8 protein-coding genes are annotated in these 11,845 nt (G+C 45.3%); 5 read left to right on the top strand and 3 right to left on the bottom strand.

The genetic code is table 11. The features are described 5' to 3' along the window. Positions 1-199: 199 nt before the first annotated feature. Genes AB6E08_RS21360 through AB6E08_RS21350 form a run of 3 tightly spaced genes read right to left on the bottom strand, consistent with a single transcriptional unit; the run spans position 200 to position 5,300 of the window. Positions 200-3,307: an efflux RND transporter permease subunit gene (locus AB6E08_RS21360; protein WP_372064093.1), complete on the bottom strand. Its 3,108-nt coding sequence runs from the start codon at positions 3,305-3,307 to the stop codon at positions 200-202. Then, positions 3,304-4,641 carry an efflux RND transporter periplasmic adaptor subunit gene (locus AB6E08_RS21355; protein WP_372064095.1) on the bottom strand — a complete coding sequence of 446 codons (1,338 nt, stop codon included), beginning with the start codon at positions 4,639-4,641 and terminating at the stop codon, positions 3,304-3,306. Before AB6E08_RS21355 ends, AB6E08_RS21360 begins: the two co-directional genes overlap by 4 nt. After that, the gene (locus AB6E08_RS21350; RefSeq protein ID WP_017077646.1) at positions 4,641-5,300 is read right to left on the bottom strand and encodes a TetR/AcrR family transcriptional regulator; all 660 of its coding nucleotides are present in this window, start codon (positions 5,298-5,300) and stop codon (positions 4,641-4,643) included. Before AB6E08_RS21350 ends, AB6E08_RS21355 begins: the two co-directional genes overlap by 1 nt. Before the next feature lie 565 nt (positions 5,301-5,865). Between AB6E08_RS21350 and leuA the strand changes: the two genes are divergently transcribed. The 5 genes from leuA to AB6E08_RS21325 all read left to right on the top strand — a co-directional run bounded on the left by leuA (position 5,866) and on the right by AB6E08_RS21325 (position 11,707). Beyond that, the gene (gene leuA, locus AB6E08_RS21345; protein ID WP_004735885.1) at positions 5,866-7,413 is read left to right on the top strand and encodes a 2-isopropylmalate synthase; all 1,548 of its coding nucleotides are present in this window, start codon (positions 5,866-5,868) and stop codon (positions 7,411-7,413) included. 97 nt (positions 7,414-7,510) lie between these two features. After that, positions 7,511-8,602, top strand: a complete 1,092-nt coding sequence (gene leuB, locus AB6E08_RS21340; RefSeq protein ID WP_102298541.1) for a 3-isopropylmalate dehydrogenase — start codon at positions 7,511-7,513, stop codon at positions 8,600-8,602. Positions 8,603-8,719: 117 nt separating this feature from the next. Next, positions 8,720-10,132: a 3-isopropylmalate dehydratase large subunit gene (leuC, locus tag AB6E08_RS21335; protein WP_372064098.1), complete on the top strand. Its 1,413-nt coding sequence runs from the start codon at positions 8,720-8,722 to the stop codon at positions 10,130-10,132. A 14-nt stretch (positions 10,133-10,146) separates the two neighbouring features. Next, on the top strand, positions 10,147-10,749 hold the full coding sequence (leuD, locus tag AB6E08_RS21330; protein WP_372064100.1) for a 3-isopropylmalate dehydratase small subunit: 603 nt from the start codon (positions 10,147-10,149) through the stop codon (positions 10,747-10,749). 175 nt (positions 10,750-10,924) lie between these two features. Continuing rightward, the gene (locus AB6E08_RS21325) at positions 10,925-11,707 is read left to right on the top strand and encodes a DUF547 domain-containing protein (RefSeq protein WP_372064102.1); all 783 of its coding nucleotides are present in this window, start codon (positions 10,925-10,927) and stop codon (positions 11,705-11,707) included. Positions 11,708-11,845 lie beyond the last annotated feature (138 nt).

Raw genomic sequence — 11,845 nt, 5'->3', positions numbered from 1 at the left:
ATGACACTCTCCAATTTCATGTTGGAAATGTGTCAACCATATTTAGGACGGTACAGCCGATAAAAATAAAGCGACCCAAGGCCGCTTTATTCTTCTACGTTTTTACTTCTTTATATAAGCAAGCAAACGCTACTTCTATCGTGTTAATGGTTATAGCGTTCGATAATGATAATAGCGCTAAAGGTTATAGCACTAAAAGTTATAGCGCTAATGGCTCATGCTTTTTCACTAAACCAAAGTCCGCTAATATTGCGTAAGCCGCTGGGATCATAAACAGCACCAATAAGGTTGAAGCAAATATGCCAAACACAATCGAAATAACCAATGGTTGGATAACCTGAGCCTGCAAGCTGGTTTCCGTCAACAGCGGTAGCAAACCAGCTGCGGTCGTCATTGAGGTCAAGAATACCGCTCGGAAACGCTCGCGACTGGCTTTCACCACCGAGTCATGCACGCTATCTCCCTCATCGACATGGTGACGAATGTACTGCACCAACAAAATGGAATCATTAACCACAATCCCGGCAAGCGACACAAAGCCCATCATGCTTGGCATACTCAAAGAGTGGCCAAGTATCCAGTGACCAACCACCACCCCAATAAAGGCGAGTGGAATTGCTAGCATCACGACCACAGGCTCTAAGTAGCTTCGGAATTGATAGCTAAGAATCGCAAACACGCCGAATAAGCCGAGCAAGAAGCCTTTGCCCATCGAGGCTCCAGTCTTCGCGGCATCTTTGGCTTCACCTTCAAAATCAAAGCGTAATCCTGGGTACTTTTGAATAAGCTTGGCTGCTTCATCTTTTTGGAACTGAGCCAAAATCGCGGACGAACTCGCTTTCTTATTATCAATATCACCAAAGATACTGATGGTTCTCAGCCCATCAATACGTTGAATTCGCACGTAGTTACGTTGGAAATCTAGTGTAGCCAAGGTTGCTAGCGGGATCTGACTGCCATCTGCGGTAATGATAGGGAAGTTAGCCAGCTGCTGTATGTCGCCCGCTTGTTCCTTATTAAGACGCACCTCAATCGAGATGTTCTCAACACCGATTTGAATCTCATCCGCAGTTTGCCCAAAGAAAGCCGCTCGTAATTGGGACGCAATCATCTGCCCATTCACATTGTAGGTTTCAGCTCCAGGGCGCAGCTTGACTAAGATCTCTTCTTTACCCATGCGCATGTCATCAAGCACACCATGCACCCCGTCAAACTGATTGAGGTATTCCTGAATCTCCAGAGAAGCGGACTTCAATTCAGCCAGATCATCATGCTTGGCACGGATCTCGATGGCACGACCACCCGGCCCCATGGTTGGCTGCTTGAACACTAATGAAATAGGATCCGCCAGCTCACCGATGTCTTCACGCCATGCATTGATGAAATCATCGATAACCGTGTTACGGCTCTCTGCACCGCGTAAGTCTAAACGCACTGTGGCTAAATGTGGCCCTGATTCATTGGCGTCTGCGTTGGCATTGAATTGGCTGGTGATATGCTCAACCAATTTATTACCGTCCTCAACCTCTTCGCTCCATTGCTCATTCAAACGCTCAGCAGACGCGACAATTTTGTCTACGACTCTCTCGGTTTGAGACAATGATGCGCCTGGCGGAAGAATGATACGCGCCTCGGCAATATCACCATCCAGTTCAGGGAAAGGTTGGAACTTAACAACGCCACCAGCAATCAAGGCTACCGAAAGCAACAGCAGGGTCAGCACTCCGCCCATAAAGGCGTAGCGGAATGTCACCACTTTCTCAACCATGTTCATCAAGGTGGTATTACGAAAGTTCTCAAACTTCTCTAACAACACAACTTTGAAGCGCAGCGCTGGCTTGTCATTCTTTTCTTTGTGTAATGAATGAGACAAGTGATTAGGCAAAATCAGGAAGGCTTCAATCAAGCTCAACGACAGCACTAATATCAATACTTGAGGAACAGCCTTAAGCACCGCGCCCATCTCTCCATCGAGAAACAGCAAGCTACCGAAAATACACACCGTAGTTAAGAAAGAAGATAACACTCCGGGAAGCACTTTCTTAACGCCGTTGTACACCGCATCATCAACGTTTTGCCCCCGATCTAAATGGGACGCTATCGATTCGGCTATCACGATGGTGTCATCCATCATGATACCAATCGCCATTAGCAAGCCAACCAATGACATGATGTTAATCGATAAACCAAGGTTAGCCATTAAGAATAAGCCACCTAGGAAGGCAACCGGTAAGCCAGCCGCAACCCAGAATGAATAGCGTAAACTGAAGAACAGCCACATGGTGGCAAATACCAGCACAATACCTTGCCAGCCATTGCGAACCATCATGGTAAGGCGATCCCACAGCACAGAGGAGAGATCGTTGGTCATTTGTAGCGTCACGCCATCAGGGGCAATCGCGCTCTGATCTTCAACGAAACGCGTCACGTTCTCTTTGATTCGTAACGCATCATCTTCTTTGTTTTTACTGATTTTCAACAGAGCCGATGGCTTTCCATCAAACAACACCTTCTGTTCATCAAGCTCAAAGCGGTCGGTTATTTTTGCAATGTCTCTCAGACGGATCACTGATCCATTAGGCGCAGAGCCAACCACGATGCTTTCCAGCTCAACCGGTGTAATTCGTCTTTCATCAAAACGAATCAGAAAATTCTTGTCTGGTGTTTCAACGTTACCGCTTGGCAGTTTTACATTCTGACGGCCAATCTGGTCTGCGATATCACCGACACTCAAACCCAGTTGGCGAATCGCTTGAGTATCCAGTTCAACGCGGTATTGATGATCAGAGAAGCCGCTAACATCGACCAGTGAAACATCATAATCAAGCTTCATGATACGTTTGAGGTCTTCAGCGTAGGCCTTAAGCTCCGGCCACGACGTTTCTGCTGTGATGGCGATATCAACAACCGGTTCATTCCAATCCAGTTCTTGAACAACAGGCGATTCAATCTCAGTTGGGAAATCATTGATCGAGTTGATTTGAGTTTGCACATCCACCAGCATTCGACCGATATCCGCTTTCTCATTCAACTTCAGGATTAGACGTGCGCTACCTTCGATGGCTTCACACTGAGTCTCTTCAATGTTAGCTAGGCCATCGACGGCATCTTCCATTCGTACACACAAGCTTTCTTCCACTTCTTGTGGTGATGCTCCGGGATAAACGATGGCCGCCATAATATAAGGCGGATCATAAGCGGGGAAGGTTTCACGCTTGATGGTTGATAATGAGCTTATACCCATGATCAATAACCCAAGCATCAACAAGTTTGCAGCTGTTGGGTGCCTAGAAAAGAACTTGATCATGACGCACTCTCCTGAGTATCCGATTCAAGCTTAACCTCTGTAGAGTTCGACTCTTTCAGTAACATGCCTTCGATAGCTGGCAGGACGTCATTAAGAACCAATTTATCTCCCGTTTGTAGCTCGCCACTCACAACCACTTGGTTATCTCTGCGATAAAGCACTTCAACATTCACCACTTGCAAGCGCTGATTGTCATCCATCAGGTAAACCTTGTCACCGTGCAATGCTCGCTCTGGAACCACCCAACTTAGATTCGCGACACCTTCAATCTCAGCTTTTACAAACATACCGTTAACCAAAGGGGTCGCATTGCTTGGTTGCAGTTGTGAATAGTCTTGAGCGATCTCGAGAATAATTCCGGCTGTCGCTTGGTTTTCATCAACGGTTTCACTGATTCTTGCCACCTTCGCAGGCCAACTCAGGTTCAGGTTGCCGCTGTTAAGTTGAATCGTCGCTTTGATTGGCGCTTCATAAGGATTAGGGATACCTGCAGCATCGCGAGGGAATTGATTAAAGCTCGAGGCTAAAGTTTGCATATCGTGAATAGAAAGTTGCGCCTCCACTTCCATGACGTTAATTCCGTGAGCAACAAACATCTCTTGCTGAAGGTTAACCACTTGGCTTTGTTCGATATCAACCTGAGCAATTCTCATCGCTCTTGGCAAAATGATGGTGGTCTTATCGAGAGAGCGCTGCGCCTCTTTTACTTTAGACACGTTGACCTTAATCACTGCTTCCGCAACACGTTTTTCATCAGGCATTAAAGCGATTTGGTTCGCGATATCCAACACTAGCTTCTGTTGAGACAGTGCACTTTGTTGTTGCAGGTCGACATCCGATTGAGAAGTCAGCCCTTTCTTACGCAGATCTTGTTTACGTTGTAGCTCTTTGTTGCTGATCACTAAGCGATTCTTTTCGATCTTAAGAGTCTGATTCAGGTTGTCTTCTTCTTGATTCAATTTTGCTAATGAGGTTTGGCTTGATTTTAGATCCGCCTCTGCTTGTATCAGTTTCAATTCGTAATCCAATGGATCAACCTTGAGCACGACCGTTCCGGCGGGGATCACCTGACCTTTCTCAAGATCCGGATGGCGATACACGATCTGTCCTGTTACCTCAGCAATCGCTTTCCATTCGACTTTCGGCACCACTTTGCCAAAGCCAACCGCTAGCGGTGCTATCAGTTGTTGCTCTAGGCTTACTGTATCAACTAAGCGAGCTCTATCACCCGCGGGCTTGGTTGGAAGATCCGGCTTCAAGTTAATCGCAACCACAAGGCCAATGACACCAACCGCAAGTGCCGGAAAGAAGAGTAGTTTTTTATTTATTTTCATTATCTTTGGTCCTGCACGGAAGAAGGGCTAGGCGTGTTTATAAAGCCTTCTGTCATCAATTGAATGTTGTGTTCGATTAAACGGTTAAGAAATTCTTCATTAATCTCAATACCATGGATTGCTAATAGAGGGGGCGGCGCAATGAACGGAAATACCATCAAGCTTATATACGACACGCGACAGAGCTTGGGATCCATCTCTTTTCTTAAGACACCTTGTGCCACCAACTTTTCAAAAATGACATCTTGGGCTGGCTTGGCCACATCGAGGAAAACCTTTTCGAGCAACTCTCTTTGCACTTCAGAGGGAGGCATATTCATTACTTGGGCAATCAAGCGTGGAAACTTGGGCACCTTGACCATCTCTTTGTAGTAAGTCCGCATTAAATCAAGAAAGTTCTCATGACTGCTTTCTTCAACCAACCTTTGCATCTGCAATTGCATCGGTCGTAGGGTTTCACGTAGCATCGCCTCAAATAACCCAGCCTTACTGCCAAAGTAATAACGGATCATCGCAATGTTCACACCCGCACGATCAGCAATCAGACGTGTCGAGACCTTGTCGTATGGCTGAACAACAAACAGATCGCGAGCATGCTCAATCAATAACTGTCGAACATCTAAGTTCTGTTGAGGTCGCCCCGCTTTTCGTGCCGTCATGGCAAAAATCCATCTCTATAATTAATCATCCGATTAATTATAGAGATAAACAGGCGTAACAGTAGAAGATTAATTACTCACTATTTAATCAAGTGATTAATTAATTGGGTAACGCTTGTAATTTTTTTGGTGAATCGTTCCATCAAAAAGATTTACTACAAAGTTTTAACCTACACATCAGCCAAACGATAAACTAACCCGCCAATACAAAACCACCAATCAGTTGTTTTAGCCAACTAAAGCACAAAAAACAGCACAAACCAAACCAAAACACTGCCAATGTACGCTGATATTGGATTTTCTTGTTTGACGCTCAGAATAAATTACGGTAAATATGGTGTTAACAGTTTATTTACGGATATTTGTGTAATGATTTTTTCTTCTCTACTGCTGAAACTTCTCCTTATCGTGAACCAATCGCGCGGGTAAGTTGTGGGTCAAGAACTACACAAATATTAAAACCCGCACTGAGCGGGTTTTTTTGTAACTGGCACTTTTAAAAGAACATCATTCTTAATAATAATTTGGATAGCAATCGATTCATTATCGATATAAGGAAGCACCCATGAACGATCAAGTAATAATTTTTGATACTACCTTACGTGACGGCGAGCAAGCATTGGCTGCAAGCCTTACGGTAAAAGAGAAGTTACAGATCGCTTATGCTCTTGAGAGACTGGGTGTCGATGTTATCGAAGCTGGCTTCCCTATCTCTTCGCCAGGTGATTTCGAGTCTGTACAAACCATCGCTAAACACATCAAAGACAGCCGTATTTGTGCACTTTCTCGTGCCGTAGCGAAAGATATCGACGCCGCTGCAGAAGCGCTTAAAGTTGCTGACCAGTTCCGTATTCATACCTTCATCTCTACATCGACGGTTCACGTACAAGACAAATTACGACGCAGCTACGACGATGTTGTCGAGATGGCAGTGAAAGCCGTCAAACATGCGCGTAACTACACCGATGATGTTGAGTTCTCATGTGAAGATGCCGGTCGTACCCCTATCGACAACTTATGCCGTATGGTTGAAGCCGCGATTAACGCAGGCGCGAAAACCATCAACATTCCAGACACCGTTGGCTACACAGTACCGAATGAATTCGGTGGCATTATCAAAACGCTATTCGATCGCGTACCCAACATCGACCAAGCGATCATCTCTGTTCACTGTCACGATGACTTAGGTATGTCGGTTGCAAACTCAATTGCTGCTGTGCAAGCGGGCGCTCGTCAAATTGAAGGCACAATCAATGGTATTGGCGAACGTGCAGGTAACTGTTCTTTAGAAGAAATCGCAATGATCATCAAAACTCGTCAAGAGCTTTTGGGGGTTCACACCGGCTTGGATCATAAAGAGATTCACCGTACCAGTAAGTTGGTTAGCCAGCTTTGCCACATGCCAATTCAAGACAACAAGGCAATCGTCGGTGCTAACGCATTCAGCCACTCTTCAGGTATTCACCAAGATGGCATGCTTAAGAACAAGAATACTTACGAGATCATGACTCCTGAGTCTATCGGTTTGAAGAACAAGGCATTGAACCTAACAAGCCGTAGTGGCCGAGCGGCTGTTAAGAGCCACATGGACGCGATGGGCTACAAAGATAACGAATACAACCTAGATTCATTGTACGAAGACTTCTTGAAGCTGGCTGACCGTAAAGGCCAAGTATTCGATTACGACTTAGAAGCATTAATGCATTTCGCGAACCTACGCGACGAAGATGACTTCTATAAACTTAACTACCTAAGCGTACAATCTGGTAGTGTTATGTCTACCACCAGCATCAAGCTGCAATGTGGCGATGAAGAGAAATGCGAAGCGGCTGTCGGTAACGGCCCTGTAGATGCTTTATACCAATGTATCTACCGCTTAACGGGTTACGAAATTGCATTGGATAAATTCGACCTGACTGCGAAAGGCGAAGGCGAAGATGGCTTAGGTCAAGCCGATATTATTGCGAACTATAAAGGCCGTAAGTACCACGGTACGGGCGTTTCAACGGATATCGTTGAAGCTTCTGGTCAAGCGCTATTGCACGTTATCAATAGCATTCAACGTGCAGACACCATCGCTGAAATGAAGCAGCAAAGAATCGCGACAGTTTAAGCACCCAATAACAGAGCCCTAGAGCCGCTGTTGTTGGCTTTAGGGACAAAATTTAAAACGAGCCAACTAGCTCAGTAACAAGAATTAAAGGATTAACATGACTGATAAATCATACAAGATTGCCGTACTACCTGGTGATGGCATTGGCCCAGAAGTAATGCAGCAAGCACATAAAGTGCTAGACGCGATTGAGAAGAAGCACGCGATTAGCTTTTCTCGCGAAGAGTATGATGTTGGAGGTATCGCAATTGATAATCACGGCTGTCCACTTCCAGAAGCGACAGTAACAGGTTGTGAAGAATCTGACGCGGTACTTTTCGGCTCTGTTGGCGGTCCTAAGTGGGAACACCTTCCACCAAACGATCAACCAGAACGTGGTGCCCTACTTCCGCTACGTAAACACTTCCAACTGTTCTGTAATCTACGTCCTGCGCAAATCCACAAGGGTTTAGAGTCTTTCTCTCCTCTACGTGCTGATATTTCAGGAAACGGGTTCGACATCGTTGTTGTTCGTGAACTAACAGGCGGTATCTACTTCGGTCAACCTAAAGGTCGTGAAGGCGAAGGCGCAACAGAGAAAGCCTTTGATACTGAGGTTTACCACCGTTACGAAATCGAACGTATTGCAAAGATTGCGTTTGAATCTGCACGTCTACGTAACAAAAACGTTTACTCAATCGATAAAGCGAACGTTCTACAAAGCTCTATCCTATGGCGTGAAGTGGTTGAAGAAGTAGCGAAAGACTACCCAGATGTGAAACTAAGCCACATGTACATCGATAACGCGACCATGCAGCTAATCAAAGATCCATCTCAGTTTGACGTGATGCTTTGTTCGAACATCTTCGGTGACATCATCTCTGATGAGTGTGCAATGATCACGGGCTCTATGGGCATGCTTCCTTCAGCAAGCTTGAACGAAAGCAACTTCGGCCTATACGAACCAGCAGGTGGCAGTGCGCCAGATATCGCAGGTAAGAACATTGCGAACCCAGTCGCGCAAATTCTTTCTGCAGCGCTAATGCTTCGTTACAGCCTAGGCGAAGAAGCCGCAGCGCAAGACATCGAAACAGCGGTATCTAAAGCACTTTCTGCAGGCGAACTAACCGCAGACCTTGCAGGTAAGAACCAAGCGCTGACTACCTCAGAAATGGGTGACAAGATCGCTGAGTACATCTTAGCTTCATAAGCTAGATGCTTAGATTAAAAGCAAGTACATAAGAATAATATCAAGCCAAGTCAGCGTAAACCGCATGACTTGGCTAGAAACAAACACTGGGACTGATGCTCCCAAGGAAGAAAAGCTATGTCGACAAACCAGCAAGCAAAAACCTTATACGAAAAAGTTTATGACGCTCACGTTGCGGTTGCAGCGAAGGGCGAAACACCAATTCTTTATATCGATCGTCACTTAGTCCACGAAGTAACGTCGCCACAAGCCTTTGATGGCCTGCGTGAAAAAGGTCGTAAAGTTCGCCAAGTAGGCAAAACTTTTGCAACCATGGATCACAACGTATCGACACAAACTAAAGACATCAACGCTTCTGGCGAGATGGCTCGTATCCAAATGGAAACGCTATCGAAAAACTGTGAAGAGTTTGGTGTCACGCTCTACGACCTAAACCACAAATACCAAGGTATTGTGCACGTAATGGGCCCTGAGCTAGGTATTACTCTGCCGGGCATGACCATCGTATGTGGTGACTCACACACGGCAACACATGGTGCATTTGGTTCATTAGCATTCGGTATCGGTACTTCAGAAGTTGAGCACGTTCTAGCAACTCAAACGCTAAAACAAGCTCGCGCTAAAACCATGAAGATCGAAGTAAAAGGCAAAGTCTCTGAAGGCATTACAGCAAAAGATATCGTACTAGCTATCATCGGCAAGACAACAGCCGCTGGCGGTACAGGCTATGTGGTTGAATTCTGTGGTGAGGCCATTACTGACCTTACAATGGAAGGTCGTATGACGGTATGTAACATGGCAATCGAGCTTGGCGCGAAAGCAGGCTTAATCGCTCCAGATGCAACGACATACGAATACATCAAAGGTCGTAAGTTCTCTCCACAAGGTGAAGACTTAGAAGCTGCAATCCAATACTGGGATACGTTAAAAACCGATGCTGATGCAGAGTTCGATGCGGTTGTTACACTAGACGCAGCAGACATCAAACCGCAAGTTACTTGGGGCACTAACCCAGGTCAGGTTATTTCGGTAGACACACCAATCCCTGCACCAGAAAGCTTTGCAGATCCTGTTGAAAAAGCTTCAGCAGAAAAGGCTCTGGCGTACATGGGCCTTGAAGCGGGTAAATCTCTATCGGATTACAACGTCGATAAAGTCTTCGTAGGTTCTTGTACTAACTCGCGTATCGAAGACATGCGTGCAGCTGCAGCAGTAGCGAAAGGCCGCCAAGTAGCGAAACATGTTCAAGCATTAATCGTTCCCGGTTCTGAGCAAGTAAAAGCACAAGCTGAAGCTGAAGGCCTAGATAAGATCTTCATCGAAGCAGGCTTTGAATGGCGCCTACCGGGTTGCTCTATGTGTCTTGCAATGAACAACGACCGTCTAGGTCCACAAGAGCGCTGTGCCTCTACATCAAACCGTAACTTTGAAGGTCGCCAAGGCCGTGATGGTCGTACGCACCTAGTTAGCCCAGCAATGGCAGCCGCAGCGGCTATCGCTGGTCACTTTGTCGATATTCGTGAACTTTAATTAGAGGATTTAACATGTCAGGTTTTCAACAACACACCGGATTAGTCGTTCCTCTAGATACGGCCAACATCGATACTGATGCGATCATTCCAAAGCAGTTTCTACAGAAAGTGAACCGTATCGGTTTTGGTAAGCACTTGTTCCACGACTGGCGCTTCCTTGATGATGCAGGCCAACAACCAAACCCTGAGTTTGTAATGAATGCACCACGCTATAAAGGCGCTTCAATTCTACTGGCTCGTGAAAACTTCGGTTGTGGTTCATCTCGTGAACACGCACCTTGGGCGCTTGCCGATTACGGTATCCAAGTAATGATCGCACCAAGCTTTGCCGACATTTTCTACGGAAACTCAATCAACAACCAGATGGTGCCTGTTCGTCTTTCAGAGCAGGAAGTCGATGAACTATTCCAGTTTGTTGAAGCAAACGAAGGCGCTGAGATCGACGTTAATTTAGAAGCAATGAAAGTCCGTGCAAACGGTAAAGAGTACTCGTTTGAAATTGATGAGTTCCGTCGTCACTGTTTGCTGAATGGCCTAGATAACATCGGCCTAACGCTTCAACACGCCGATAAGATTTCAGAGTTTGAAGCTAAGATTCCTAGCTTCCTGAAGTAAAGAAGTCTTGAAGTAGAGTCACACAGTTTTGTGTTCATATAAAAGGTTGGCCAAGTGCCAACCTTTTTTATTTGTCTAAGCTATTAACTTAACTTCATATATTTATTTAAATGAAGAGCAATGAAAGAAAATGGTAAGCCATAAGGTCTTAGTAGTCAGTCATCAGGAGAATGCCATGAAACAACTACTTTTTATTGTCAGCCTACTTTTCTCAACCTTAGCTTGGTCTGCGCCTAAATCCGATCTTTGGCGATACTGGAACCAAAGCGACGAAACCAACCTAGAACAGGTATCTCATCAAGATTGGCAGCAACTCCTCGATAGCTACTTGGTTAAACAGGGGCAAAATACGTTAGTTCGCTATAAAGCGGTGAACACTGCCGATAAGACAAAACTTAAGCAATACATCAAGCAACTCGAACAAGTTAATCCGCTCGACTATTCAAAAGCGGAGCAGTATGCCTATTGGGTTAATCTATATAACGCCGTGACTGTCGATTTGATTCTTGATGCTTACCCGATCAAATCCATCACTAAACTTGGCGGACTATTTAGTTTTGGGCCGTGGGGAGATGATGTGGTAATCGTTAACGGAAAATCACTGACACTCAACGATATTGAACACCGAATCCTAAGACCGATTTGGCAAGATCCGCGCACTCATTATGCGGTGAATTGTGCGAGTTTGGGTTGCCCTAACTTACAACCTCAGGCCTTTACTGCTGACAAGACTGATATGTTATTGGAGCTTGCTGCATCTGAGTATGTAAACAGTGATAAGGGTGTATTGGTTAGCAACAGCAAACTACAACTATCATCGATTTACGAATGGTTTGCTGTGGATTTTGGTACAGAGAAACAGCTCATTCAGCACTTAGACCAATATCGAACTCAACCTATCACGAATACTCACAAATTCAGCTATGACTATGATTGGTCACTTAACAAAGCGAACTAGTTTTAACATTAAAGCTCATGAATGAAGCTAAACAAAAAGAGGCTAGAGGTTTTTATTAACCGCTAGGGCGTGTTGACCTTTCGCGGTTAAATTTTGTTCGAGATAAAAGCGTTTTAATCGCGGCGAGGGGGAAGTAGC

The sequence above is a fragment of the Vibrio sp. 10N.247.310.24 genome (assembly GCF_041467175.1).
In the GTDB taxonomy this organism is placed as follows: Bacteria; Pseudomonadota; Gammaproteobacteria; order Enterobacterales; family Vibrionaceae; genus Vibrio; species Vibrio tasmaniensis_A.
The sequence above is the reverse complement of the archived record's forward strand: the minus strand, read 5'-3'. Positions and strand labels throughout refer to the sequence as shown.

Coding starts and splice junctions, on each gene's coding strand:
- leuA (WP_004735885.1), top strand. CDS start 5,866: ATGAACGATCAAGTAATAATTTTTGATACTACCTTACGTGACGGCGAG.
- leuC (WP_372064098.1), top strand. CDS start 8,720: ATGTCGACAAACCAGCAAGCAAAAACCTTATACGAAAAAGTTTATGAC.
- leuD (WP_372064100.1), top strand. CDS start 10,147: ATGTCAGGTTTTCAACAACACACCGGATTAGTCGTTCCTCTAGATACG.
- AB6E08_RS21360 (WP_372064093.1), bottom strand. CDS start 3,307: ATGATCAAGTTCTTTTCTAGGCACCCAACAGCTGCAAACTTGTTGATG.
- AB6E08_RS21355 (WP_372064095.1), bottom strand. CDS start 4,641: ATGAAAATAAATAAAAAACTACTCTTCTTTCCGGCACTTGCGGTTGGT.
- AB6E08_RS21325 (WP_372064102.1), top strand. CDS start 10,925: ATGAAACAACTACTTTTTATTGTCAGCCTACTTTTCTCAACCTTAGCT.
- AB6E08_RS21350 (WP_017077646.1), bottom strand. CDS start 5,300: ATGACGGCACGAAAAGCGGGGCGACCTCAACAGAACTTAGATGTTCGA.
- leuB (WP_102298541.1), top strand. CDS start 7,511: ATGACTGATAAATCATACAAGATTGCCGTACTACCTGGTGATGGCATT.